At 61.1% G+C, this 25,884-nt stretch carries 17 protein-coding genes and 4 tRNA genes; 17 read left to right on the top strand and 4 right to left on the bottom strand.

Annotated elements, in window-relative coordinates; translation table 11 throughout:
• The first annotated feature begins 46 nt into the window (after positions 1-46).
• Entirely contained in the window at positions 47-1,822 is a 1,776-nt protein-coding gene (locus SR858_RS24750) for a M14 family zinc carboxypeptidase (RefSeq protein WP_019924758.1), read from the top strand.
• Here SR858_RS24750 and ttcA read toward each other — a convergent pair.
• Genes ttcA through SR858_RS24735 form a run of 3 tightly spaced genes read right to left on the bottom strand, consistent with a single transcriptional unit; the run spans position 1,819 to position 3,967 of the window.
• On the bottom strand, positions 1,819-2,745 hold the full coding sequence (ttcA, locus tag SR858_RS24745; protein ID WP_019924759.1) for a tRNA 2-thiocytidine(32) synthetase TtcA: 927 nt from the start codon (positions 2,743-2,745) through the stop codon (positions 1,819-1,821). The two genes, SR858_RS24750 and ttcA, sit on opposite strands and share 4 nt — an antisense overlap.
• Positions 2,742-3,140: a dihydroneopterin aldolase gene (locus SR858_RS24740; protein ID WP_026637822.1), complete on the bottom strand. Its 399-nt coding sequence runs from the start codon at positions 3,138-3,140 to the stop codon at positions 2,742-2,744. Before SR858_RS24740 ends, ttcA begins: the two co-directional genes overlap by 4 nt.
• A gap of 41 nt (positions 3,141-3,181) precedes the next feature.
• Complete coding sequence (locus SR858_RS24735; RefSeq protein WP_026637823.1) at positions 3,182-3,967, bottom strand: SDR family oxidoreductase; 786 nt, start codon at positions 3,965-3,967, stop codon at positions 3,182-3,184.
• Between the two features lie 55 nt (positions 3,968-4,022).
• Between SR858_RS24735 and SR858_RS24730 the strand changes: the two genes are divergently transcribed.
• From SR858_RS24730 to SR858_RS24720, 3 genes are all read left to right on the top strand, one after another.
• On the top strand, positions 4,023-5,174 hold the full coding sequence (locus SR858_RS24730; RefSeq protein WP_019924762.1) for a class I SAM-dependent methyltransferase: 1,152 nt from the start codon (positions 4,023-4,025) through the stop codon (positions 5,172-5,174).
• Positions 5,175-5,349: 175 nt separating this feature from the next.
• The gene (locus SR858_RS24725; RefSeq protein ID WP_019924763.1) at positions 5,350-6,339 is read left to right on the top strand and encodes a J domain-containing protein; all 990 of its coding nucleotides are present in this window, start codon (positions 5,350-5,352) and stop codon (positions 6,337-6,339) included.
• Positions 6,340-6,494: 155 nt separating this feature from the next.
• A complete protein-coding gene (locus SR858_RS24720) occupies positions 6,495-8,075 on the top strand; it encodes a DUF3369 domain-containing protein (protein ID WP_019924764.1) in 1,581 nt (526 codons plus the stop codon).
• A 98-nt stretch (positions 8,076-8,173) separates the two neighbouring features.
• Here the strand turns inward: SR858_RS24720 and SR858_RS24715 are convergent, their stop codons facing one another.
• Positions 8,174-11,482 carry an EAL domain-containing protein gene (locus tag SR858_RS24715; RefSeq protein WP_019924765.1) on the bottom strand — a complete coding sequence of 1,103 codons (3,309 nt, stop codon included), beginning with the start codon at positions 11,480-11,482 and terminating at the stop codon, positions 8,174-8,176.
• A gap of 230 nt (positions 11,483-11,712) precedes the next feature.
• Between SR858_RS24715 and SR858_RS24710 the strand changes: the two genes are divergently transcribed.
• From SR858_RS24710 to rpoC, 13 genes are all read left to right on the top strand, one after another.
• Positions 11,713-11,797, top strand: a tRNA-Tyr gene (locus SR858_RS24710).
• A gap of 44 nt (positions 11,798-11,841) precedes the next feature.
• Positions 11,842-11,915: transfer RNA gene (locus tag SR858_RS24705), tRNA-Gly, on the top strand.
• Positions 11,916-11,982: 67 nt separating this feature from the next.
• Positions 11,983-12,057 (top strand) — tRNA-Thr (locus SR858_RS24700).
• Between the two features lie 122 nt (positions 12,058-12,179).
• Complete coding sequence (tuf, locus tag SR858_RS24695) at positions 12,180-13,370, top strand: elongation factor Tu (RefSeq protein WP_019923500.1); 1,191 nt, start codon at positions 12,180-12,182, stop codon at positions 13,368-13,370.
• Between the two features lie 72 nt (positions 13,371-13,442).
• Positions 13,443-13,518, top strand: a tRNA-Trp gene (locus SR858_RS24690).
• A gap of 36 nt (positions 13,519-13,554) precedes the next feature.
• Entirely contained in the window at positions 13,555-13,938 is a 384-nt protein-coding gene (gene secE, locus SR858_RS24685; protein ID WP_019923557.1) for a preprotein translocase subunit SecE, read from the top strand.
• A complete protein-coding gene (gene nusG / locus SR858_RS24680) occupies positions 13,938-14,564 on the top strand; it encodes a transcription termination/antitermination protein NusG (protein WP_019923556.1) in 627 nt (208 codons plus the stop codon). The genes secE and nusG overlap by 1 nt, the downstream gene beginning before the upstream one ends.
• Positions 14,565-14,688: 124 nt before the next feature.
• Positions 14,689-15,120: a 50S ribosomal protein L11 gene (rplK, locus tag SR858_RS24675; RefSeq protein ID WP_019923555.1), complete on the top strand. Its 432-nt coding sequence runs from the start codon at positions 14,689-14,691 to the stop codon at positions 15,118-15,120.
• A 2-nt stretch (positions 15,121-15,122) separates the two neighbouring features.
• Positions 15,123-15,818: a 50S ribosomal protein L1 gene (gene rplA, locus SR858_RS24670; RefSeq protein WP_019923554.1), complete on the top strand. Its 696-nt coding sequence runs from the start codon at positions 15,123-15,125 to the stop codon at positions 15,816-15,818.
• Positions 15,819-16,127: 309 nt separating this feature from the next.
• Positions 16,128-16,664 (top strand): 50S ribosomal protein L10, encoded by a 537-nt coding sequence (gene rplJ / locus SR858_RS24665; protein WP_026637592.1) that lies wholly within the window; start codon positions 16,128-16,130, stop codon positions 16,662-16,664.
• Between the two features lie 92 nt (positions 16,665-16,756).
• Positions 16,757-17,128, top strand: a complete 372-nt coding sequence (rplL, locus tag SR858_RS24660; protein ID WP_019923552.1) for a 50S ribosomal protein L7/L12 — start codon at positions 16,757-16,759, stop codon at positions 17,126-17,128.
• Between the two features lie 270 nt (positions 17,129-17,398).
• Positions 17,399-21,508: a DNA-directed RNA polymerase subunit beta gene (gene rpoB, locus SR858_RS24655; RefSeq protein WP_019923551.1), complete on the top strand. Its 4,110-nt coding sequence runs from the start codon at positions 17,399-17,401 to the stop codon at positions 21,506-21,508.
• A gap of 131 nt (positions 21,509-21,639) precedes the next feature.
• Entirely contained in the window at positions 21,640-25,872 is a 4,233-nt protein-coding gene (gene rpoC / locus SR858_RS24650) for a DNA-directed RNA polymerase subunit beta' (RefSeq protein ID WP_019923550.1), read from the top strand.
• Positions 25,873-25,884: the final 12 nt, after the last annotated feature.

Raw genomic sequence — 25,884 nt, 5'->3', positions numbered from 1 at the left:
CAGGTTGCGACGCCGTCCCGGCGTCGGCCCACCTGGAAGCTCCTCCATGATCCGTTTCGCCGTATCGCTCGCCCTTGCCACGCTGGCCGCCAGTGCCAGCGCAGCCCCTTCCGCATCGCCATCGCCACTGACCACCGTCTCCGAACGCTCGGGCTTCCAGAGCACCGGCCGTTACGCCGAGGTGGTGGACCTGTGCGCGCGCTTTCAAAAAGCGTACCCGAAGCAGGTGCGTTGCTTCGAGTTTGGCCGCACGCCGGAAAACCGGCCGATGCTGGCGCTGGCCGTCACCCGCACCGGCGCCCTGACCGCCGACCAGGCGAAGAAAAAAGGCGTGCCGGTGCTGCTGATCCAGGGCGGCATCCACGCCGGTGAAATCGACGGCAAGGACGCCGGCTTCCTGGCCCTGCGCGAGGTGCTGGAAAACCGCGCCGCGCCCGGCGCGCTGGAAAAGCAGGTGCTGCTGTTCGTCCCCGTGTTCAACGTCGATGGCCACGAGCGCTTCGGCCGCTACAACCGCCCCAACCAGCGCGGCCCGGTGGAGATGGGCTGGCGCACCACGGCGCAGAACTACAACCTCAATCGCGATTACGTCAAAGCCGACACCACCGAGATGCAGGCCATGCTGGCGCTGGTCAACGCCTGGGATCCGCTGGCGTACGTCGATCTGCACGTGACCGACGGCGCCAAGTTCCAGCCCGATATCTCGATCCAGGTGGAACCGGTGCACGGCGGCGACGCGCCGCTGCGCGAAGCCGGCAGCGCGCTGCAACAAGGGGTGCTGGCCGATCTGAAGGCGCAGGGTTCCGATCCCAAGCCGTATTACATCTCGTTTGCCAAGGAAGACGACCCGATGTCGGGTTTTGTCGACAGCATGCCCACGCCGCGCTTCTCTCACGGCTACTTCGTCATGCGCAACCGTTTCGGCGTACTGGTGGAAACCCACTCGTGGAAGGACTACCCGACCCGCGTGCGCATCACCCGCAACACCATCGTCTCGCTGTTGTCGCAGGTGGGGCAGCATGGCAAGGAATGGGCCAAGACCGCGCAGGAAGCCGACGCCCGCGCCGCCGCCATGGGTGGCGCCGACTTTACGCTCACGTACCGCACCACCTTCAACGCCAAGACCATCGACTTCCCCGGCTACGCCTACACGCGCGGCCACTCGGAGATCTCCGGAGCCTTGATGACGCAGTACGATGAAACCAAACCGCAGGTGTGGACCGTGCCGCTGCGCGACGAAATCGTGCCGGAGCTGAAAGTGGCGGCGCCGCAGGGGGGCTACCTGGTGCCGCTGGCCGAAGCGGCGCGCGTGGCCGCCAAACTCAAGCAGCACGGCATCACCTACAAGCTGCTGGGTGCCGACGAGATGTCAGCCGAAGTGGAAACCTTCCGCGCCACCAAGACCACGTTCGGCGCCAAGTCGTTCGAGGGCCACCAGGCGCTGGCGGTGGAAGGCGAGTGGGCGCGCGAGCGCCGCGCCTTGTCCAAGGGCGCGCTGTTCGTGCCGATTGCGCAGCCGAAGGCGCGCCTGGTGATGACCATGCTCGAGCCGCGCGGTCCCGATTCGCTGCTGGCCTGGGGCGCGTTCAACAACTGGTTCGAGCGCAAGGAGTACATGGAGGACTACGTGGCGGAAGACGTGGCGCGCGAGCAGCTGGAAACCAGCCCTGCGCTGCGCGAAGAATTCCGCAAGAAGCTCGACACCGATGCGGACTTCAACAAGAGCCCGCAGGCGCGGCTGGAATTCTTCGCGCGCCGCCATTCGTCGTGGGATGAGCGCTACAACCTCTACCCGGTGATGCGCACGGCGATGAAGTACTAGTCCTCGCGCTGCAAGGAAATCACACCGAGCCCCGTAGTGGGCGTCGAACACGGTTCTTCGTCAAACGCGATATCGCCGAGCGGATTGGCCTGGCCGTCCGCCTTCAGGTCGGCAAAGCCGAACAGGTCGCGGTCCATCAGGTGCGACGGCACCACCGTGGAGAGCGACGAGAAGATGCTCTCCACGCGGCCCGGGAATTTCTTTTCCCAGTCGCGCATCATGGCCTTGATCTGCTTGCGCTGCAGGTTTTCCTGCGAGCCGCACAGGTCGCACGGGATGATCGGGAAACCTTTGACTTCGGCATAGCGCTCGGTGTCTTCTTCTTTCACGTAGGCCAGCGGACGGATCACCATGTGCTTGCCGTCGTCGGACATCAGCTTGGCCGGCATGCCTTTCAGTTTCCCGCCGAAGAACATATTCAGGAAGAAGGTCTCGAGGATGTCGTCGCGGTGGTGGCCCAGTGCGATCTTGGTGGCGCCCAGTTCGTCGGCCACGCGGTACAGGATGCCGCGGCGCAGGCGCGAGCACAGCGAGCACGTGGTTTTACCTTCGGGGATCAGGCGCTTGACGATGCTGTAGGTGTCCTGGTTTTCGATGTGGTACGGGATGCCCAGTTGTTCCAGGTACGCCGGCAGGATGTGGTCGGGGAAGTTGGGCTGCTTCTGGTCCAGGTTGACGGCCACGATCTCGAAGTTGATCGGCGCGCGCTCGCGCAGCGTCATCAGGATGTCGAGCAGGGCGTAGCTGTCCTTGCCGCCGGACAGGCACACCATCACCTTGTCGCCTTCTTCGATCATGTTGAAGTCGCCGATGGCCTGGCCCACCAGCCGGCACAGGCGCTTGTGCAGCTTGTTGTTCTCGTGGGCGATCTTCTCGGCCGATTTGCCCAGCGGCGCGTTCAGGGTTTCCATCACTGCGTTCATACCGACTCCTTGGTCTTGAAGACTTCCACGCCCACGCCTTCGCAGTCCGGATAGACGTCCGGCTTCATGGTGGACACATTGGCCGCGCGCACGCGCGGGTGGGCCAGCATGGCGCGCACGATGTCGTCGCACAGGCTTTCCTGCAACTGCACGTGGCCGCGCGCCATCAGCTTGGCGATGGTGTCGCGGATGAAATCGTAGTCCACCACTTCTTCGAGCTGGTCGTTGACCGGGGTCGATTCCGCCAGCGGGATGTACAGGTCGACGTTGATCAGGAGGCGCTGCTCGCCCTTTTTCTCGAACTCGTACACGCCGATGTTGATCATCACTTCGTAATTGCGCAGGAACAGGCGACGGCAGTCGGTCAGACTGGGGTGCATCAGGGAGGACAACATGGGCGTTACCTTCTTTCGGTTGAATAGGGGTGCTACTAACATTATTTGGCCACGAACATCACGTCGCGCGGCAGCGGCACCAGGTGCTGGCCGCCATCGACGAGCAAGGTGGTGCCGGTGAGCGCGCGCGCCGATGCCGCATAGACCACGCTGTCGGCGATATCGTCGGGCGTGCTCGAACGCCCCAGCGGCGTTTGCTGGTGGGCGTTGGCAAAGCCGTCGGCGGTCTGGTCGCCGGACACCATGGTGATGCCGGGCGCCACGCCCACCACCCGCACCGTGGGCGCCAGTTGCTGCGCCAGCATGGTGGTGGCAGTGTGCAGCGCCGCCTTGGACAGGGTGTACGACAAAAAGTCGGGGTTGAGATTGTACAGTTTCTGGTCCAGCAGGTTGATCACCACGGCCTGGCCGGCCGGCGCGGTCGCCGGCGTGGCCGCGTGCAGCGCCTGCGCCAGCAGGATCGGTGCGGCCACGTTGGCGTGCATGTGGGCGTCGAGCCGGGCCACGGTGAAATCGTCAGCGCTGTCGTAGTCGAACAGCGAGGCGTTGTTGACCACGCAGCGCACCGGGCCCAGCGCGGCAATCGCCTGCGGCAGCAGCATGCGCACGTCGGCCTCGATGGCCAGGTCGCAGCGCAGCGTGACCGCGCGCCGGCCCAGCGCCTCGATGTCGGCCGCCACCTGCTGCGCTTCGGTCGCGGAGTCGCGGTAGTGCACGGCCACGTCCCAGCCGGCGCGCGCCAGGCCGAGCGCGATGGCGCGGCCCAGGCGGCGGGCGGCGCCGGTCACGAGGACGACGGGAGCTGTAGGCGATTCTAAGGTTGTCATGATGGTCTGATCGTTTAAAAAGAGGCAGGGCGTGCCGATTCGCTACAATATCGGGATGTCCCTACCCGAACCTTCTAGCGACGCGCTGGCCGCGTCCCACGCCCTGCAGCACCTGATCGCCGCCGACATCGAACGCAACGCAGGCGCCATTTCCTTTGCCCGCTACATGGAGCTGGCCCTGTACGCGCCCGGTCTGGGCTACTACAGCGGCGGCTCCGCCAAGCTGGGAAAAGATGGCGATTTCACCACTGCGCCCGAACTCACGCCGCTGTTCGGCGCGACCCTGGCGCGGGTGGCAGCCGCTATTATCGCCCAAAGCGCGCCGTACATCCTCGAATTCGGCGCCGGCACCGGCAAGCTGGCCTTCGATATCCTGACCGAACTGGCCGCCGCCGGCGTCCACGTCGAGCGCTACAGCATCGTCGAACTATCGGGCGAACTGCGCGCGCGCCAGCAGCACACGCTGCGCGATTTTCCGCAAGTGCAATGGCTCGACACCATGCCCGAGTCGTTTGACGGCGTGGTATTCGGCAACGAGGTGCTCGATGCGATGCCGGTGCACCTGGTCACCAAACATCCGGACGGCTGGCGCGAACTGCAAGTGACGGTCGCCAACGGCCGCTTTGACTACCTGGAAGCGCCGATCGGCGCCGACCTGCTGGCGCAGGTGCAGCGCCAGATCGCCCACCACGACGCGCTGCCGGCCGGTTATGTGACCGAGGTGCACGGCGTGGCCTGCGGCTTCATGGCCAGCGTCAGCCGCATGCTGCTGGCCGGCCGCGCCAACGCCGCCTTCCTGTTCGACTACGGTTTTCCGGCGCACGAGTTTTACCTCGACCTGCGCGCCACCGGCACCCTGATGTGCCATTACCGCCACCATGCCCACGCCGAACCGTTCTTTCACCCGGGCTTGCAGGACATCACCGCCCACGTCGATTTCACGGCCATGGCGCTGGCCGCGCAGGACGCCGGCATCGACATCCTCGGCTACTTCAACCAGGCCGGCTTTCTGCTGGGCGCCGGCATCGGCGAGTTGCTGCTGCGTACCGACCCGGACAACGTGATTGCCTACATTCCGCAGTCAAAAGCCGTGCACAAGCTGGTGTCGCCGGCGGAGATGGGCGAATTGTTCAAGGTGTTGGCAATCGGCAATAATGTAGTGCTGCCGGAAACCATCCTGGCGCAGGACCGCAGCCACCGGCTATGAGCGGATCTGTAGCTAAAACAGCACGATGATTGATAAAGCAACGGTGTGCATCGACTCTGCGTGCGGGATTGCTGCTGCGCGCGGCGCAAGATCGGCTATCATGAATGATTCAGCGTCGATTTGGCTGCATCATTGACGTCAACCTCCTTCCACCGCCTCGGCCAGCATTGCACAGATGGGCAAAGTACATACTCACTATGACAACCTGAAAGTGTCGCGCATGGCGCCGCAGGAGGTCATCCGTGCGGCCTACAAGGCACTCAGCCAGAAATATCACCCGGACAAGAACCCGGGCGATGAAAAAGCCGCGCGCATCATGGCCATCGTCAATGGCGCTTACACCACCTTGTCCGACCCCCAGCGCCGCAAGGAGCACGACGAGTGGATCGCGGCCGAGGAATGGGAAGTCGACTGGGTCGAAAGCACGCGCCACGAAGACCATCGCGGCGACAAGGGGCGCCCCGATACCGAGCACTGGCAGCCAGAGACGGTGGACCGCGCACCGCGCAAGCGTAAAGCGCTGGCACGCTGGAAGTGGGGCGCCGCGCTGTTCGGCTGCCTGGCGGTGGGCTGGGTGGGCGGCGCCGTCACGGCCGAGCCGCACTGGCTCGACAAGGCCTGGGGCGGCCGCACGCCGCCCGGCATTTCCCAGGCACGCGCTGCCGCGCCCGCCGCGTCCGATGCACCGCCCGAACCGCACGACGCCCTGGCCGCCGCCGACCGCGCCGGCCTGTCCGACCGCCCGGCCGGCATCAAGGTAGTCGCCATGTCGCAGGTGGTGCTGCCCAGCGGCGACTGCGACAACAACGACACCGGCAACCACGCGCTGCCGCTGCTCGCCCCCAACGGCGAACCGTGGCCGCGCCAGTCTGGCTATCTCGACGGCTTTTCGGTCGGCAACCGCGGCGACGACATGCAGCTCATGCTCGACAACGCCAATAACGCCTCGGCCGTGTTCATCAAGGTGTACGACGTGGACCGCCGCGCCAATGTGCGGTACGCATACGTGCAGGCGCACGACAAGTACATGGTCGATCAGCTGGCCAACGGCAAGTACGAAATCCGTTACCAGAACCTCGACAGCAGCGCGTCCTGCCCGGCGTCCGGCGCGCCTGCGCCAAGCCGTGCGGCCGACGCCAACCCGCGCCCGTCCGCGCTGCTCTGATACTTTCATAAAGCAAGTTTCAACCGTGCCGGCAGCGCTGCCCGGCAGGCTGTTGCGCGCTGGCTGGCCGACTTCCATTGGGCTTGTCACCGTGTGGGATTGTGATTATGCTAGGGCAATATCAGCCGCAGGTGACTCAACAGGAGATAGTCCGCATGACCGATTCCCACGCTACCGAGGAAGACTGGCTGATCGAGGAAGACGAGGAGCTTCCCCCGCCAGCCTACGGCGGCCCGGAACAGCGCCAGTGGCGCGTGCTGATCGTCGATGACGATGTCGATGTGCATGCGGTCACGCGCCTGGCGCTGCGCAATGTAAGCTTCAAGGGGCGTGAGCTGGAACTGTTTTCGGCCTACAGCGGCCGCGAAGGGTTTGCCATCCTGCGCGATACGCCCGACATCGCGCTGGTGCTGCTCGACGTGGTGATGGAAACCGACGATGCGGGCCTGATCCTGGCGCGCCGCATCCGCGAAGAACTCGACAACCAGATCGTGCGCGTGGTGCTGCGCACTGGCCAGCCGGGCCAGGCGCCCGAGCAGCGCGTGATCATCGAATACGACATCAACGATTACAAGGCCAAGACCGAGCTGACCACGCAAAAGCTGTTCACCACGGTGATCTCGTCGCTGCGCGCGTACGAGAGCCTCAATATGCTCGAACGCAGCCGCGCCGGGCTGGGCAAGATCCTCTCCGGCGCCACCAACCTGTACCAGATCCACTCGCTGCGCGAATTTGCTTCCGGGGTACTGAACCAGGTCAGCGCCATCCTCGACGTGGGCGCCGACGGCGTGCTGTGCCTGATGCAGGGCGGTACCGGCGCCACCAGCGTGGTGGCCGCCACCGGCGGTTACGCGACGCTGGCCGACGCCGAGGCCATGCCCCTCGACCACCCGTTATGGCCCACCATCGCCAAGGCTTTCGCCGAAAAGAAAAGCCAGTTCGACCATCCGGCCAACGTGCTGTTCATCCACACGCTGGAAAACCGCGAAGTCGCCATTTCCGTCACGCCGCCCTGGCCGCTGGCGCAGATCCAGCGCGACTTGCTCGAGGTGTTCTGCCAGCGCATTGCGGCCGCTTTCGACAACCTGTACATGTTCGGCCAGCTGCGCAAGGCGCAGGAAGCCACCGTGGTGGCGCTGGCCGACCTGGCCGAATTCCGCGACGACACCACGGGCGGCCACGTGCGCCGGGTGCAGCAGCTGTCCACGGCGCTGGCCGAGCGCGTGGCCGAGCGCGGCGCATATGCCGATGAAATCACGCCGCAGCTGCTGGAGATGATCGGCCTGGCCAGCATCCTGCACGACGTGGGCAAGGTGGCCACGCCCGACGCCATCCTGCTCAAGCCCGGCCCGCACACGCCCGAGGAACGGGTGCGCATGCGCGAGCACGCGGGCGTGGGACAGGCCATCCTCGAACGCGCGGCCAACATGGTCGATGGCGTGAGCTACCTCACCTACGGCGCCCAGATCGCCGGCGGCCACCACGAGCACTTCGACGGCAACGGCTACCCGCATGGCCTCAAGGGCCGCGCCATCCCGATCGCGGCCAGGATCGTGGCGGTGGTCGATGTCTTCGACTCGCTGCTGCACGAGCGCCCGTACAAGGAACCGTGGCCGCACAGCGAGGTGATGGCATATATCCACGAACGGGCGGGCGCGCAGTTCGATCCGGAGGTGGTGGCGGCGCTGTTTGACCTGATCGAGCGCGATCCCACCATCGGTCAGACGCCGGGGTAGAAGGCTGCCTGCCGGCTCGTGCTAGCCGCGAGCACGGGACCGCAAAGCCGTCATTCCCGCGAAAGCGGGAATCCATACTGAGCATCCCGGCACGCGGTCTATGGATTCCCGCGTGCGCGGGAATGACGGAGCTGGGGTAAAACATCATCCTGCGCCTGTGTCCGCACCATCGCCTCAAACTGCGCCAGCGGCACCGGCTTCGCAAACAGATAGCCCTGCGCCTCCTCGCACTGCTTGGAGCGCAGGAAGTCGCGCTGGGCTTCGGTTTCCACGCCCTCGGCCACCACGGCCAGGCCCAGCGAATGGGCCAGTGCGATGGTGGCCGCCACGATCACCGCATCGTCGGGATCGGTCTCGATATCCTTCACGAAGCCGCGGTCGATCTTGATGCGGTCGATCTCGAACAGCTTCAGGTAGCTGAGCGACGAATAGCCGGTGCCGAAGTCGTCGATCGCCACCTTGATGCCGCGCGCGCGCAGTTGTTCGAGCAGCACGCGGCTGCTTTCCGGGTCCTGCATTGCCGCCGATTCGGTGATCTCCAGTTCCAGCAGCGCCGGGTCGATGCCCTGGCTGCCCAGCAGGCGGTCGAGCAGGGGCAGCAGTCCGGGGCCGTGGCACTGGCGCGCCGACAGGTTGACGGCCAGGCGCAAATGCGCCAGATCACCGCCGCGCCATGCCGCCAGCCGCGCGGTGGCTTCGTGCAGCACCCATTCGCCCAGCGGCAGGATCAATCCCGACTCCTCGGCGATCGGAATGAAACGGTCGGGCCCCACCATGCCCAGCTCGGGATGGTGCCAGCGCAGCAGCGCTTCGGCGCCGATGATGCGCGCGGTGGCCAGGTCCACCTGCGGCTGCAGATACAGCTCGAACTCGTGCTGCTCGAGCGCCTGCCACAGCCGGCCTTCGAGCAGCAGCCGCTCGTGGGTGGCAGCGTTCATTTCGGCCGAGAAGAACTGGAAATTGCCGCGCCCCTGGTTTTTGGCCGCGTACATCGCGGTGTCGGCATGGCGCATCAGGGTGCCGGCGTCGAGGCCGTCGGACGGGAACATCGCCACGCCCACGCTGGTGCCGCTGTGGATGGTCTTGCCCTGCAAGGTGTACGGGGCGCTCAGCGACTCCACCAGCCGCACGGCGATGTTGGAAGCGTCGTCCGGACTCACCGCGCCGGACGCGACGATGATGAATTCGTCGCCGCCCAGGCGGGCGATGATGTCCACCTCGCGCAGCAGTTCGCGCAGCCGGTTGGCCACCGCAACCAGCAACTGGTCGCCCACCGCGTGGCCATGGGTGTCGTTGATTTTCTTGAAGTGGTCCAGGTCGAGGAACAGCACGGCAGCGGTGCCTTGCCCGCGCCGCGTTTGCGAAAGCAGCTGGTCGAGGCGCAGGTTGAGCGACAGGCGGTTGTCGAGGCCCGTGAGGGCGTCGCTGTGGGCCAGGCGGTGGATGCGCTCCTGCGCCTGGTGCTGGGCTGTCAGGTCGTGCAGGATGGCCACGAACAGGTGCTCGTCGGGCAGCTCCACCTCGCTCACCGAAATGGCCAGCGGGAATTCGCTGCCGTCGCTGCGCCAGCCCGTCAGCTCGTACTCGTGGGTGCTGCCGCCCGCGATCATGCGCAGCATGCCGGCGGCGTCCAGGCCTTCAGCCTCGCCCACGCCGACCGGCACCAGTCGCTCCAGCCGCAGGCGCATCATCTGCTCGGGCGAGTAGCCGAACAGGCGGCCGGCGGCGGAATTGGCCGACTTGAGCCAGCCGTCGCCATCGACCGTGAGGATGGCGTCGGCGGCCTTGTTCAAAATCGCCTGCAGCCGCGCCTCGCGTTCGCGCAGGCGCGCGGTGCTGTCGGTCACCTGCGCCTGGATGCGCGCCCGTTCGCCGCTGATCAGCAGCATCAGCACACCCAAGAGGCCGGTGAGCAGCAGGCCGCCGGTCAGCACGGTCCAGCTTTGCCAGCCGCGCTGGAGCATCTGGTAGGCCGGTGTGGGCGCCAGGGTCAGCTCGTAGGTACGACCGCCAAAGCTCAGCTGGCGGCGGTAGTCGTTGCCACCGGAGCCACCGGCGCCTGCCGGCAGCGTGTCGCGCAGGATGCGGCTGGAACTGGTGTCGCCCACATCGATGAAGCGAACCAGAAAATGCTCGAACTCGGAGCGCCTGAGCGCCTGTTCCAGCAGGGTGTCGAACTGCATGGTGAGCAGCAGGGCGCCGGTGGCGTTGCGCTGGTCGCTGGCGGGATACACGGTCTGCAGCAGCACCAGGCCGGCACCGGGCAGGTTGCGCACGAACTGCAAAGGCGGACCCGCCGTGGGCTGGCCGGACTGGATCGCCAGCTCTAGCGTGGTGCGGCGCTGGTCTTCGGACAGGAAGTCCAGGCCCAGGTAGGCGCGTGCGTCGGCCGGTTCGATGTAGGTCGCCACAAAATATTTTTCGCGCGTGCCGGCCCTGCGTGGGAAACCGGTCAGCGTCGGTTCGCGGATCTCGAAGCCGGGGTCGATGTGCTGGCGCGCCCAGGCCTCAAAACCGGCGCGTTCGCTGCCGGCCAACGGCACCAGCCACGACATCGACAGCAGTTCAGGGCGCTGGTCCAGGTAGCCGTGCGCCAGGTTGCTGAATTCTTCTGCGTGCAGCGTGCGGCGCGGATCGTCGAGCGCCTTGGCCATGGCGAAAACAAAGCGTTCATGCTCGCTGAACTGCGCTTGCAGCAGGTCGCCGGTCTGCTGCGCCTTGAGGCGGAACGTCTGCATTTGCTGGTTGTTCTCCCAGCGGTCGGCTTGCAGGTAGATGCCGATGAAGGCGGCGGTGGACAGCAGCAATGGCAGGCCGACCAGCAGGCGCCGGCGCGACCACAGCGCGCGCGGGCGGCCGATGGCGATCCAGGTCAGCGGCGCGGCCAGCAGGATGCCGATGGAGTCGCCCATCCACCAGGCCAGCCAGTCGCCGACGATGGTGTCGTCCTGCAGCTGGCCCGCGAGTACGTGGCCGGCCAGCGCCACCGTGCTGCTGACGAACGTGACGCCGACGGCCAGCATAACGAAGCGCGCCACATCGCGCCCGGAACCGATGGCCGGATCGATGCAGTGGCGGAACACGGTGCTGCCGGCCCAGGCCTGGAAGGTGGCGCCGATGGTGGTGGCCACGGCGCACCCCAGCAGCGCCGGCGTGAGGGGGATGTGATTGACCAGGAGTACCAGCAAGTTGACCGCCAGGGCGCCGAGCGCCACCGCCGGCAACAGCCGGGCGCCGCCGACGGCGCAGGCGGCCAGGGCGATACCGGCCGGCAAAAAGATGGGGGAGGCGTAGGCCGGCGGCAGCGCCAGCAGCAGGCCCAGGCGCCCGGCGATCACATAGGCGGCCAGCAGGGCCAGGTTGGCGCACAGCAGGCGCCAAGGGTTGTTTCCCGACTGATGGTCCAAACGAGGGGGCTCCTGGCAGGTGATGGTCGAAAGATTGTATAGGGTTGTTAGGAGGAAATCATCGCCTAAAATTTGAGCATTCAATTCAACTTAAAAACAACACTTGCACTTTTGCAGTTCGTGCAGTTACAATCTCGCCCCGAAGCAGACAGTTAATTGCAACGACACGAAATAATGTCAGACGCAGTTGACAGGTCAAAGAAGTTGCTTCATACTCTGCGGTTCCTCGCGGAGGGGTGGCCGAGTGGTTAAAGGCGACGGACTGTAAATCCGTTCTCTATGAGTACGCTGGTTCGAATCCAGCCCCCTCCACCAAGTTGTTGCAGTGAGACTGATAGTAGTGAAATGAACGATACCTCGCGGGTGTAGCTCAATGGTAGAGCAGAAGCCTTCCAAGCTTACGACGAGGGTTCGATTCCCTTCACCCGCTCCAGTGTTGTTGCAATGCCGATGCGCAATCAGGGCATCACCGTAGTACACAAATAAGTCGTACCCAATCAGCCCTTTTAGCTCAGTGGTAGAGCACTCCCTTGGTAAGGGAGAGGCCACGTGTTCAATCCACGTAAAGGGCACCAGAATTCGCAGTATGCAGTATCGGCTGCCTTGCGCAGCCTTCAGTGTTTTCAAAGTATACAAGTATTAAGTCAGCAGTCGGGCGTAGGCCCGGGCAATCACCCCACATCGTTAGGAGTCTAAAATGGCAAAAGAGAAATTCGAGCGGACCAAGCCGCACGTCAACGTCGGCACCATTGGTCACGTTGACCACGGCAAGACCACCCTGACCGCTGCAATCGCTACCGTTCTGTCGAAGAAATTCGGCGGCGAAGCTAAAGCCTACGACCAGATCGACGCTGCACCAGAAGAAAAAGCACGCGGCATTACCATCAACACCGCACACGTCGAGTACGAAACCGCCGGCCGTCACTACGCCCACGTTGACTGCCCAGGCCACGCCGACTACATCAAAAACATGATTACCGGTGCAGCGCAGATGGACGGCGCGATCCTGGTGTGCTCCGCAGCCGACGGCCCAATGCCACAGACCCGCGAACACATCCTGCTGGCCCGCCAAGTTGGCGTTCCATACATCATCGTGTTCCTGAACAAGTGCGACCTGGTCGACGACGCAGAACTGCTGGAACTGGTCGAAATGGAAGTGCGTGAATTGCTGTCGAAATACGAGTTCCCAGGCGACGACGTACCAATCATCAAAGGTTCGGCACGTATGGCGCTGGAAGGCAAAGAAGGCGAGATGGGCGTTGACGCCATCATGCGTCTGGCCGATGCACTGGACAGCTACATCCCTACGCCAGAGCGCGCAGTCGATGGCGCCTTCCTGATGCCAGTGGAAGACGTGTTCTCGATCTCGGGTCGCGGTACCGTTGTGACCGGTCGTATCGAGCGCGGCGTGATCAAGGTCGGCGAAGAGATCGAAATCGTCGGCATCATCGACACCGTCAAAACCACTTGCACCGGCGTGGAAATGTTCCGCAAGCTGCTGGACCAAGGTCAAGCTGGCGACAACGTTGGTCTGCTGCTGCGCGGCACCAAGCGTGAAGACGTGCAACGTGGTCAGGTTCTGGCCAAGCCAGCGTCGATCAAGCCGCACAACCACTTCACCGGCGAGATCTACGTTCTGTCGAAAGATGAAGGCGGCCGTCACACCCCGTTCTTCAACAACTATCGTCCACAGTTCTACTTCCGTACGACTGACGTGACCGGTTCGATCGAACTGCCAGCGGACAAAGAAATGGTCATGCCAGGCGACAACGTGTCGATCACCGTCAAGCTGATCAACCCGATCGCGATGGAAGAAGGTCTGCGCTTCGCAATCCGCGAAGGTGGCCGTACCGTAGGTGCAGGCGTTGTAGCAAAAATCATCGCCTAATTAGGATGGCGGATTGGCCACCAGGGGTGTCCCTGGTGGTATAATCGAAATCCTTTGTAAGTAGTACTCGGAAGGGGCGTAGCTCAATTGGCAGAGCGTCGGTCTCCAAAACCGAAGGTTGGGGGTTCGAGGCCCTCCGCCCCTGCCACCGAATCTGGTGCAGGGCACCGAAAGTAAAAATACAATGTCTAATCAATCCGTGCAGACCGTCAGCACGTCGAATGACAAGATTAAGGTTGCGCTGGCCATAGCCGTCGCAATCGCAGGTGTGGTCGGGTTTTATTACCTGTCGGACAAACCAGCTCTGGTGCGCGCGGGCGCACTTGTAGCTGGTTTGGCTTTTGCCGTTCTGCTCTTGTGGACTTCGTCGACTGGCCGTGATTTCCTGAATTTCGCCCAAGAATCCGTTCGCGAAACGAAAAAGGTCGTCTGGCCTACCCGTCGCGAAGCGATGCAAATCACTGGTATCGTGTTTGCCTTTGTGTTTGTGATGGCGCTGTTCCTGTGGGGCACGGATAAGACACTGGAATTCCTGTTATACGATCTCATTCTGGGCATACGAAAATAATGAGCGAAAATGTGCAAGAAGATGCGGCCGGCGCTCCGGTGACCGACGAAATGCCGCAAGAAGCTGGCGCAGCGCCAATTAGCGTCCCAGTAAGCAACAAGCGCTGGTACGTTGTTCATGCGTATTCCGGTATGGAAAAAAGCGTGCAGCGCGCACTGACCGAGCGCGTAGAGCGCGCCGGCATGCAAGACCAGTTCGGCCAGATCCTGGTGCCAACTGAAGAAGTAGTCGAAGTGAAAAACGGTCAAAAGTCCGTCACCGAGCGTCGTTTCTTCCCTGGCTATGTGCTGGTGGAGATGGAAATGACCGACGAAACCTGGCACCTGGTGAAAAACACCAGCAAGGTCACCGGTTTCATCGGCGGCAAATCGAACAAGCCGACCCCGATTCCTGCCCGCGAGATCGACAAGATCATGCAGCAGATGCAAGAAGGTGTCGAGAAGCCACGGCCAAAAGTGCTGTACGAAGTGGGCGAGCAAGTCCGCATCAAGGATGGCCCGTTCACCGACTTCAACGGCAACGTCGAGGAAGTCAACTACGAGAAATCGAAAGTGCGCGTCTCGGTCACCATCTTCGGTCGCGCCACTCCAGTCGAACTCGAGTTCGGCCAGGTCGAAAAAGTATAAGCAGCACCGTTCGCCAGAACGGGCGACGGTGTAAAAACCTGACAAATCTGGCAAAAGAGGAGCCCCGCATGCAATGTATCGCATCGCGGGGCGCTACTACTCATATCCAAAGACAGGAGCCATCATGGCAAAGAAAATCATTGGTTTTATCAAGCTGCAAGTGCCAGCTGGTAAAGCAAACCCATCCCCACCGATCGGCCCAGCGCTGGGTCAGCGCGGTCTGAACATCATGGAATTCTGCAAGGCCTTCAATGCACAGACCCAAGGTCTGGAGCCAGGCATGCCGATTCCAGTCGTGATCACCGCCTTTGCTGACAAGTCCTTCACCTTCGTGATGAAGACCCCACCAGCAACGTTCCTGATCAAGAAACACGCTGGCATCACCAAAGGTTCGCCGAAGCCACATACCGACAAAGTCGGTACGCTGACCCGTGCCCAAGCTGAAGAAATCGCTAAATTGAAAACCCCTGATCTGACCGCTGCCGACCTGGATGCTGCTGTACGCACCATCGCTGGTTCCGCACGTTCGATGGGCATCACGGTGGAAGGTCTGTAATCATGGCAAAACTGTCCAAACGCGCAAAAGCTATCAAGGCTAAAGTTGATAGCACCAAGTCCTACGCCTTCGACAACGCCGTCGCGCTGATCAAAGAACTGGCTACCGCCAAGTTCAATGAATCGATCGACGTGTCGGTACAACTGGGTGTGGATCCGAAGAAATCGGACCAGGTCGTTCGCGGTTCCGTCGTGCTGCCAGCTGGCACCGGCAAAACCGTTCGCGTTGCTGTGTTCGCTTCGGGCGAAAAAGCAGAAGCTGCTAAAGCAGCTGGCGCCGACGTGGTTGGTATGGAAGACCTGGCCGAGCGCGTCAAAGCCGGCGACATGCCTTTCGATATCGTCATCGCTTCGCCAGACACCATGCGTATCGTTGGTACCCTGGGCCAGATCCTGGGCCCACGCGGCCTGATGCCTAACCCGAAAGTCGGCACCGTAACCCCTGACGTCGCTACCGCCGTGAAAAACGCGAAAGCCGGTCAAGTTCAGTACCGTACCGACAAAGCCGGTATCATCCACGCGACCATCGGCCGCAAATCGTTCGCTGATGCAGATCTGAAGAGCAACCTGGTTGCCCTGATCGACGCACTGAACAAAGCCAAGCCAGCATCGAGCAAAGGTGTTTACCTGCGCAAGGTCTCGCTGTCGTCGACCATGGGCGCTGGCGTCCGTGTTGACCAGGCTACTCTGGCTGCGTAATAACTTCCGGTGCTCCAGGTGCTGACACGCGCAGCGTGTTAGACCCTGGCATCGCTAGCTAAATACAAAATTAAGTCCTTCGCGCAAGCGGGGGCAGTTCTTTGGGATGGCTGCCATGCAAATGGCAGTCGCAATCAAAGACCGTTGGGCCAGGTGCATCAGGCAGGCACCCGGTTAATTGAGTTGTTTCACCCAACGCAGATGGTGTTCCCGACCAAGTTTTGCAGTCCATTGGACTCCTAACCTCGGACGCCGTTGTTCGAACCGATGGCCGGCAATTGGGCCAGCCATCATTTAAGGAGATTGACCGTGGGTCTCAATCTGAATGACAAAAAGGCCGTCGTCGCCGAAGTTTCCGCAAAAGTAGCAACTGCGCAAACCATCGTCGTGGCCGAGTATCGTGGCATCCAGGTTGCTCACTTGACGCAACTCCGTGCCAAGGCGCGTGCTCAAGGCGTGTACCTGCGAGTGTTGAAAAACACCCTCGCACGTCGCGCTGTCGAAGGCACGCAGTTCGCCTCGCTGGCAGACAGCATGACCGGTCCGCTGATCTATTCGATCTCGGACGATGCCGTTGCAGCAGCTAAAGTCATCGCTGACTTCGCTAAAACCAACGACAAACTGGTCATCACTGCCGGTAACTACGCAGGCAAGCAGCTCGATAAAGCTGCTGTTGCCGCGTTGGCGAGCATTCCTAGCCGTGAAGTCCTCATCTCGCAGCTGTTGGGCGTTATGCTGGCTCCGGTATCGGGCTTCGCACGTGGTCTGGCTGCTCTGGCAGCGAAAAAATCCGAAGGTGCTCCTGCTGCTGAAGTTGCAGCAGAAGAAGCTCCTGCAGAAGCTTAATCAGCTGATGCATCCCGGCCTCGCGGCCGGGGCGGGTTTTTTTCAAGTAGCTATCTGATGTATTAAACGAATCAAAATTATTGGAGTTTCAAATGGCAATTAGCAAAGACGACATCCTGAACGCAGTGAGCGAAATGTCCGTAATGGACCTGAACGAACTGGTCAAGGCATTCGAAGAGAAGTTCGGCGTTTCGGCCGCTGCAATGGCAGCTCCTGCTGCTGGCGGCGCTGTTGCAGCCGCTGCTGAAGAGCAGACCGAATTCAACCTGGTTCTGACCGAAATCGGCGCGAACAAAGTTGGCGTAATTAAAGCAGTTCGCGAAATCACCGGTCTGGGCCTGAAAGAAGCCAAAGACGTTGTTGACGGCGCACCAAAAACCGTTAAAGAAGCTCTGTCGAAAGCTGACGCTGAAGCCGCTAAGAAAAAGCTGGAAGAAGCTGGCGCCAAGGCCGAACTGAAGTAATTCAAGCTGTATTGGCGGCTACCATTAGCGCCACGAGCCAAAGCTGCGGGATTTCTCTCTTTACCGGGGGAAATCCCGGCTTTGGCTCCTTTGTCGTCTGTGTCGTATTTGTAACGTTGTCAAGACGTTGCAGTTCCAATTGATCCGCTGGAAATGGTAGAGATTTCAGGTTTCGTCTGTGTGACACGCAGCCGAGATTGTTGCTGAAGTGGCTGGCAGTGCACTGGCAAAACCTGAATTTTTTTCCTTTCTGTCACTCACGGAGTGTCCATGCACTACTCATTTACTGAGAAGAAACGCATTCGCAAATCATTCGCGAAGCGCGCCAACGTTCACAACGTTCCGTTCCTGCTGGCTACCCAGCTCGAGTCCTACCACAGTTTCTTGCAAGAAGATGTTAGCGCATCGGCGCGCAAGAACGACGGCCTGCAGTCGGCCTTTACCTCGATTTTCCCTATCGTTTCGCACAATGGCTTTGCGCGTCTCGAATTCCTGTCGTACGTTCTGGGCGATCCCGCCTTCGACGTCAAGGAATGCCAACTGCGTGGCCTGACGTTCGCGTCACCGCTGCGCGCCAAGGTGCGTCTGGTGATCCTGGACAAGGAATCGCCGACCAAGCCAGTCGTCAAGGAAATGAAGGAACAGGAAGTCTACATGGGCGAACTGCCCCTGATGACGACCACCGGTTCGTTCGTGATCAATGGTACCGAGCGTGTCATCGTTTCGCAGCTGCATCGCTCCCCGGGTGTGTTCTTCGAACACGACCGCGGCAAGACCCACTCGTCCGGCAAACTGCTGTTCTCGGCCCGTATCATTCCTTACCGCGGCTCGTGGCTGGACTTCGAGTTCGACCCGAAAGACATCCTGTACTTCCGCGTCGACCGTCGCCGCAAGATGCCGGTATCGATCCTGCTGAAAGCCATCGGCATGACGCCGGAACAGATCCTGGCTAACTTCTTTGTCTTCGACAATTTCCACCTGCGCTCCGAAGGCGCGGAAATGGAGTTCGTTGCCGAACGCCTGCGCGGCGAAGTCGCGCGCTTCGACATCGTCGATCCAAAGTCGGCCAAGACCATCGTCATGAAAGACAAGCGCATCAATGCCAAGCATGTGCGCGACATCGATGCCGCTGGCCTGAAGCACATCTCGGTGCCGGAAGACTACCTGCTGGGCCGCGTACTGGCCAAGAACATCGTTGATCCGGAGACCGGCGAAGTTGTCGCGTCCGCCAACGAAGAACTGACCGAAGACGTACTGAACCGTCTGCGCGATGCCGGCATCGCCGACATCCAGACCCTGTACACCAACGATCTGGACCAGGGCGGCTACATCTCGCAAACCCTGCGCATGGACGACACCGCCGACCAAACGGCCGCGCGCGTGGCGATCTACCGCATGATGCGTCCTGGCGAACCGCCAACCGAAGACTCGGTCGAAGCACTGTTCAACGGCCTGTTCTACAGCCCTGAACGTTACGACCTGTCGGCCGTAGGCCGCATGAAGTTCAACCGCCGTATCGGCCGTGATGAACTGACCGGCGCCATGACCCTGTCGAACGAAGACGTGCTGGCCGTGATCAAGATCCTGGTCGAGCTGCGCAACGGTCGCGGCGAAGTCGATGACATCGATCACCTGGGTAACCGTCGCGTACGTTGCGTCGGCGAACTGGCGGAAAATCAATTCCGTGCCGGCCTGGTGCGTGTTGAGCGCGCTGTCAAGGAACGCCTCGGCCAAGCCGAAGCGGACAACCTGATGCCGCACGACCTGATCAACAGCAAGCCGATCTCGGCCGCGATCCGTGAATTCTTCGGTTCGTCGCAGCTGTCGCAGTTTATGGACCAGACCAACCCGCTGTCGGAAATCACGCACAAACGCCGTGTATCCGCCCTGGGACCTGGCGGTCTGACCCGCGAACGTGCCGGCTTCGAGGTGCGCGACGTGCACCCGACCCACTACGGCCGCGTGTGCCCGATCGAAACGCCTGAAGGCCCGAACATCGGCCTGATCAACTCGCTGGCTCTGTACGCCCGCCTGAACGAATACGGCTTCCTGGAAACCCCGTACCGCAAGGTCGACGGTTCCAAGGTAACCGAGCAGATCGATTACCTGTCGGCGATCGAAGAAGGCCGCTACATCATCGCCCAGGCTAACGCCAAAGTCGATGAGACCGGCACCCTGGTCGATGAACTGGTATCGTCGCGTGAAGCTGGCGAAACCATCCTGGTATCGCCAGAGCGCGTGCAGTACATGGACGTGGCCCCAGGCCAGATCGTCTCGGTGGCGGCGTCGCTGATTCCGTTCCTCGAACACGATGATGCGAACCGTGCACTGATGGGCGCCAACATGCAACGCCAGGCCGTACCTTGCCTGCGCCCTGAAAAAGCGCTGGTCGGTACCGGTATCGAACGCACCGTGGCAGTCGACTCGGGTACCACCGTGCAAGCACTGCGTGGCGGCCTGGTTGACTACATCGATGCGGGTCGTGTCGTGATTCGCGTGAACGATGAAGAAGCCACCGCCGGCGAAGTCGGTGTGGACATCTACAACCTGATCAAGTACACCCGTTCGAACCAGAACACCAACATCAACCAGCGTCCGATCGTGCAAGTTGGCGACCGCGTTGCCAAAGGCGACGTGATTGCCGACGGCGCATCGACCGACCTGGGCGAGCTGGCACTGGGCCAGAACATGACCGTGGCGTTCATGCCATGGAATGGTCTGAACTTCGAAGATTCGATCCTGATCTCGGAAAACGTCGTCAAAGACGACCGTTACACCTCGATCCACATCGAAGAACTGAGCGTTGTTGCACGTGATACCAAGCTGGGCGCCGAAGAAATCACCCGTGATATCTCGAACCTGGCCGAAAATCAACTGGCACGCCTGGACGAATCGGGCATCGTGTACATCGGCGCGGAAGTCACCGCCGGCGACACCCTGGTCGGTAAAGTGACGCCTAAAGGCGAAACCCAGCTGACCCCGGAAGAAAAGCTGCTGCGCGCGATCTTCGGCGAAAAAGCGTCGGACGTTAAAGATACGTCGCTGCGCGTGCCTTCGGGCATGGTCGGTACCGTCATCGACGTGCAAGTGTTCACCCGTGAGGGCATCGTTCGCGACAAGCGCGCGCAACAGATCATCGACGATGAACTGAAGCGTTTCCGCCTGGACCTGAACGACCAGATGCGTATTGTGGAGGGCGATGCCTTCCAGCGTCTGGAAAAAATGCTGATCAATCAAGTGGTCAACGGCGGCCCTAAAAAGCTGGCCAAAGGCGCCAAGATCACCAAGGAATACCTTGACGATCTGGACAAGTACCACTGGTTCGACATCCGCCCATCGGAAGATGCTGCTGCGACCGCCCTCGAAGCGATCAAGGAATCGATCGCCGAGAAGCGTCACCAGTTCGATCTGGCCTTCGAAGAGAAGCGCAAGAAGCTGACCCAGGGCGACGAGCTGCAACCTGGCGTGCAAAAAATGGTCAAGGTGTACCTGGCCGTGAAACGCCGCCTGCAGTCCGGCGACAAGATGGCGGGTCGCCACGGTAACAAGGGTGTGGTATCGCGCATTGTTCCAGTGGAAGACATGCCATACATGGCGGACGGTACGCCGGCCGACGTGGTACTGAATCCGCTGGGTGTGCCATCGCGTATGAACGTGGGTCAGATTCTCGAGACCCACCTCGGTTGGGCAGCGAAGGGCCTGGGCATCCGTATCGGCGAAATGCTGCAAGCGCAGATCAAGGTCGAAGAGATGCGCAAGTACCTGACCACGGTCTACAACGAATCGGGTCGTCCGGAAGACCTGGACCAGTTCGACGACGAAGAGATCATGAAGCTGGCGTACAACCTTAAAAAAGGTGTTCCGTTCGCGACCCCGGTATTCGACGGTGCGCACGAGTCGGAAATCCGCCGCATGCTCGACCTGGCGTATCCTGATGAAGTCGCCACCAAGCTGGGCATGACGCCATCGAAGAACCAGGTCACCATGTACGACGGCCGCACCGGCGAAGCATTCGAGCGCAAGGTTACCGTTGGCGTGATGCACATGCTGAAACTGCACCACCTGGTTGACGACAAGATGCACGCGCGTTCGACCGGTCCTTACTCGCTGGTGACGCAGCAGCCACTGGGCGGTAAAGCCCAGTTCGGTGGTCAGCGTTTCGGTGAGATGGAGGTGTGGGCACTGGAAGCGTACGGCGCATCGTACGTGCTGCAAGAGATGTTGACCGTGAAGTCCGATGACGTGAATGGCCGTACCAAAGTGTACGAAAACCTCGTCAAGGGCGACCACGTGATCGATGCCGGCATGCCGGAATCGTTCAACGTGCTGGTGAAAGAGATCCGTTCCCTGGGTATCGATATCGACCTGGAACGTAACTAATAGCCGGCCCGTCGTTCCCGCGTCGGCGGGAACCCAAGTTGAGCATGCGCTGTCAGCAGCCTGCCAAAACTGGGGTTCCCGCCTTCGCGGGAACGACGCATTTGAGAATTTAATCACCTCTGGAGTGATACATGAAAGCACTGCTCGATCTATTCAAGCAAGTACAGACGAACGAGACCTTTGACGCGATCAAGATCGGTCTCGCTTCGCCTGAAAAAATCCGTTCGTGGTCCTACGGCGAAGTTAAAAAGCCGGAAACCATCAACTATCGTACCTTCAAGCCTGAGCGCGACGGCCTGTTCTGCGCCAAGATCTTTGGCCCAATCAAGGACTACGAGTGCCTGTGCGGCAAGTACAAACGCCTCAAGCACCGCGGTGTGATCTGCGAAAAGTGCGGCGTTGAAGTCACGCTGGCCAAAGTGCGTCGTGAGCGCATGGGCCACATCGAACTGGCGTCGCCAACCGCGCACATCTGGTTCCTGAAATCGCTGCCGTCGCGTCTGGGCATGGTCCTGGACATGACCCTGCGCGACATCGAACGCGTGCTGTACTTCGAAGCATATGTCGTGACCGATCCAGGCATGACCCCGCTGAAGAAGTGCCAGATCATGTCGGAAGACGACTACGCCGCCAAGTACGAAGAGTACGGCGACGACTTCACCGCCTTCATGGGCGCCGAAGGTATCCGTGAACTGCTGCGCTCGATCGACATCCACCGCGATGCCGAGACCCTGCGCGTGGAACTGAAGGAATCGAAGTCCGAAGCGAAGATCAAGAAATACGCCAAGCGTCTGAAAGTGCTGGAAGCGTTCCAGCGTTCGGGCATCAAGCCTGAGTGGATGATCATGGAAGTGCTGCCGGTGCTGCCACCGGAACTGCGCCCACTGGTGCCACTGGACGGCGGCCGTTTCGCGACCTCGGATCTGAACGATCTGTATCGCCGCGTGATCAACCGTAATAATCGTCTCAAGCGTTTGATGGAGCTGCGCGCTCCAGAGATCATCACGCGCAACGAAAAGCGCATGCTGCAAGAAGCAGTCGATTCGCTGCTGGACAACGGCCGTCGCGGTAAAGCGATGACCGGCGCTAACAAGCGTCCGCTGAAATCGCTGGCCGAGATGATCAAGGGTAAAGGCGGTCGTTTCCGTCAGAACTTGCTGGGTAAACGCGTCGACTACTCGGGCCGTTCGGTCATCGTGGTGGGTCCACAGCTGAAACTGCACCAGTGCGGTCTGCCGAAACTGATGGCGCTCGAACTGTTCAAGCCATTCATCTTCAACAAGCTGGAACTGATGGGCTTGGCTACCACGATCAAGGCCGCTAAAAAGCTGGTCGAGATCCAGGAGCCGGTCGTCTGGGACATCCTGGAAGACGTGATCCGCGAACACCCGATCATGCTCAACCGTGCACCAACGCTGCACCGTCTGGGTATCCAGGCGTTCGAGCCGGTCCTGATTGAAGGCAAAGCGATCCAGCTGCACCCACTCGTTTGCGCGGCATTCAACGCCGACTTCGACGGTGACCAGATGGCTGTGCACGTACCGCTGTCGATCGAAGCACAGATGGAAGCACGTACGCTGATGCTGGCGTCGAACAACATCCTGTTCCCGTCGAACGGCGAACCGTCGATCGTTCCTTCGCAGGATATCGTGCTGGGTCTGTACTACGCGACCCGCGAAGCGATCAATGCGAAAAACGAAGGCATGCTGTTCCCTGACGTGTCGGAAGTCATTCGTGCCTACGACAACAAGGAAGTGGAACTGACCACCCGTATCACGGTGCGTATCGTCGAGAATCCAAAAGATCTCGAAACGGGCGAATTCGTCCGTACCGTTACCCGCTACGAGACCACGGTTGGCCGCGCCATCCTGTCGGAAATCCTGCCAAAAGGCCTGCCTTTCTCGGTGCTGAACCGCGCGCTGAAGAAGAAAGAAATTTCCAAGCTGATCAACACCTCGTTCCGTAAGTGCGGCCTGCGCGCGACGGTCGTGTTTGCTGACCAACTGATGCAGTCGGGCTTCCGCCTGGCAACCCGCGCCGGTATTTCGATCTGCGTGGACGACATGCTGGTACCGCCACAAAAAGTCACCCTGATTTCGGCTGCAGAGTCCGAAGTCAAACAGATCGAGCAGCAGTACGCTTCGGGTCTGGTGACCGCCGGCGAGCGTTACAACAAGGTCGTCGACATCTGGGGCAAAACCTCGGACGAAGTCGGCAAGGCCATGATGGACCAGCTGAAAGTGGAAGACGTCATCAAGCGTGACGGCACGAAATCGACCCAGGAATCGTTCAACGCGATTTACATGATGGCCGACTCGGGCGCACGTGGTTCGGCAGCGCAGATTCGCCAGCTGGCAGGTATGCGTGGTCTGATGGCGAAACCGGACGGTTCGATTATCGAAACGCCGATTACCGCGAACTTCCGCGAAGGCCTGAACGTGTTGCAGTACTTCATTTCGACCCACGGCGCTCGTAAAGGTCTGGCCGATACGGCACTGAAAACCGCGAACTCCGGTTACCTGACCCGTCGTCTGGTCGACGTGACCCAGGATCTGGTGGTGATCGAAGACGATTGCGGCACGTCCAACGGTACCGTCATGAAGGCGCTGGTTGAAGGTGGTGAAGTCATCGAAGCGCTGCGCGACCGTATCCTCGGCCGCGTGGTAGTCAACGACGTCGTCAACCCGGAAAACCAGTCGACCCTGTACGAAGCCGGCACCCTGATGGACGAAGACATGGTCGAAGAGATCGAGCGTCTGTCGATCGACGAAGTCAAGGTTCGTACTCCGCTGACTTGCGACACGCGCTTCGGCCTGTGCGCCAAGTGCTACGGTCGCGACCTGGGCCGTGGCATGCTGGTCAACTCCGGTGAAGCCGTCGGTGTGGTGGCAGCGCAGTCGATTGGTGAGCCTGGTACCCAGCTGACCATGCGTACGTTCCACATCGGTGGTGCGGCATCGCGTGCAGCAGTGGCATCGTCGGTGGAAGCGAAGTCGAACGGTACCATCCGTTTCACCTCGACCATGCGTTACGTTACCAACGGCAAGGGCGCGCAAATCGTCATTTCCCGTTCGGGCGAAGTGCTGATCACCGACGACCACGGCCGTGAGCGTGAGCGTCATAAGGTGCCGTACGGCGCGACCCTGATCGTCAAGGATGGCCTGGTCATCAAGGCCGGTACGGCCCTGGCAACGTGGGATCCGCTGACCCGTCCGATCATCACCGAGTACGCTGGTACGGTGCGTTTCGAGAACGTCGAAGAAGGCGTGACCGTGGCCCGTCAGGTCGACGAAGTGACCGGTCTGGCTACCCTGGTGGTCATCGATGCCAAGCGTCGCGGTTCGCTGACCAAGACTCTGCGTCCACAGGTCAAACTGTTGAACGAAGAAGGTCACGAAGTGAAGATCGCTGGTACCGAACACGCAGTAGCGATCGGTTTCCAGGTTGGCGCACTGATCATGGTGAAAGACGGCCAGCAAGTGTCCGTGGGTGAGGTTCTGGCGCGTATCCCGACCGAATCGCAGAAAACCCGTGACATTACCGGTGGTCTGCCACGCGTAGCCGAGCTGTTCGAAGCACGTTCGCCGAAAGACGCGGGCATGCTGGCGGAAGTGACCGGTACTGTAGCCTTCGGTAAAGAAACCAAGGGCAAGCAGCGTCTGGAAATTACCGACATGGACGGCAACAAGCACGAGTTCCTGATCACCAAGGACAAGCAAGTGCTGGTCCACGATGGCCAGGTCGTGAACAAGGGCGAGATGATCGTGGACGGCCCGGCCGATCCGCAAGACATCCTGCGCCTGCTGGGTATCGAAGCGCTGGCGCGTTACATCGTTGACGAAGTGCAAGACGTGTACCGTCTGCAAGGCGTGAAGATTAACGACAAGCACATCGAAGTGATCGTCCGCCAGATGCTGCGTCGCGTTCAGATCGTCAACGCCGGCGACACCAACTACATCGTTGGCGAGCAGGTCGAGCGTTCGGAACTGCTGGACGAAAACGATCGTATGGATCGCGAAAGCAAGATCCCTGCGACCTACGAAAACGTCCTGCTGGGTATTACCAAGGCATCGCTGTCGACCGATTCGTTCATCTCGGCCGCATCGTTCCAGGAAACCACCCGCGTGCTGACGGAAGCTGCGATCATGGGCAAGCGCGACGGTCTGCGCGGCCTGAAAGAAAACGTGATCGTTGGTCGTCTGATCCCAGGCGGTACCGGTCTGGCGTTCCACCGCGCCCGCAAAGAGAAAGAACTGTGGGAAGTGGAAGAGCGTCAAGCCCTGCTGCAAGCAGAAAAAGCCGCCATGTCCGGTGGCGATGTGGAAGTGACCGAATCGGTTACCCAGCACGGCGACGAAGCGTAATCAGCTTCCTAG

The organism is Duganella zoogloeoides (assembly GCF_034479515.1).
GTDB lineage: Bacteria > Pseudomonadota > Gammaproteobacteria > Burkholderiales > Burkholderiaceae_D > Rugamonas > Rugamonas zoogloeoides.
Note: the sequence above shows the minus strand (reverse complement) of the source record. Positions and strands in the feature narration are given on the sequence as shown.

What these genes read in the sequence shown, in the direction of transcription:
- SR858_RS24750 (WP_019924758.1), top strand. Translation starts at nt 47, where the DNA reads ATGATCCGTTTCGCCGTATCGCTCGCCCTTGCCACGCTGGCCGCCAGT.
- ttcA (WP_019924759.1), bottom strand. Translation starts at nt 2,745, where the DNA reads ATGAACGCAGTGATGGAAACCCTGAACGCGCCGCTGGGCAAATCGGCC.
- SR858_RS24740 (WP_026637822.1), bottom strand. Translation starts at nt 3,140, where the DNA reads ATGTTGTCCTCCCTGATGCACCCCAGTCTGACCGACTGCCGTCGCCTG.
- SR858_RS24735 (WP_026637823.1), bottom strand. Translation starts at nt 3,967, where the DNA reads ATGACAACCTTAGAATCGCCTACAGCTCCCGTCGTCCTCGTGACCGGC.
- SR858_RS24730 (WP_019924762.1), top strand. Translation starts at nt 4,023, where the DNA reads ATGTCCCTACCCGAACCTTCTAGCGACGCGCTGGCCGCGTCCCACGCC.
- SR858_RS24725 (WP_019924763.1), top strand. Translation starts at nt 5,350, where the DNA reads ATGGGCAAAGTACATACTCACTATGACAACCTGAAAGTGTCGCGCATG.
- SR858_RS24720 (WP_019924764.1), top strand. Translation starts at nt 6,495, where the DNA reads ATGACCGATTCCCACGCTACCGAGGAAGACTGGCTGATCGAGGAAGAC.
- tuf (WP_019923500.1), top strand. Translation starts at nt 12,180, where the DNA reads ATGGCAAAAGAGAAATTCGAGCGGACCAAGCCGCACGTCAACGTCGGC.
- secE (WP_019923557.1), top strand. Translation starts at nt 13,555, where the DNA reads ATGTCTAATCAATCCGTGCAGACCGTCAGCACGTCGAATGACAAGATT.
- nusG (WP_019923556.1), top strand. Translation starts at nt 13,938, where the DNA reads ATGAGCGAAAATGTGCAAGAAGATGCGGCCGGCGCTCCGGTGACCGAC.
- rplK (WP_019923555.1), top strand. Translation starts at nt 14,689, where the DNA reads ATGGCAAAGAAAATCATTGGTTTTATCAAGCTGCAAGTGCCAGCTGGT.
- rplA (WP_019923554.1), top strand. Translation starts at nt 15,123, where the DNA reads ATGGCAAAACTGTCCAAACGCGCAAAAGCTATCAAGGCTAAAGTTGAT.
- rplL (WP_019923552.1), top strand. Translation starts at nt 16,757, where the DNA reads ATGGCAATTAGCAAAGACGACATCCTGAACGCAGTGAGCGAAATGTCC.
- rpoB (WP_019923551.1), top strand. Translation starts at nt 17,399, where the DNA reads ATGCACTACTCATTTACTGAGAAGAAACGCATTCGCAAATCATTCGCG.
- rpoC (WP_019923550.1), top strand. Translation starts at nt 21,640, where the DNA reads ATGAAAGCACTGCTCGATCTATTCAAGCAAGTACAGACGAACGAGACC.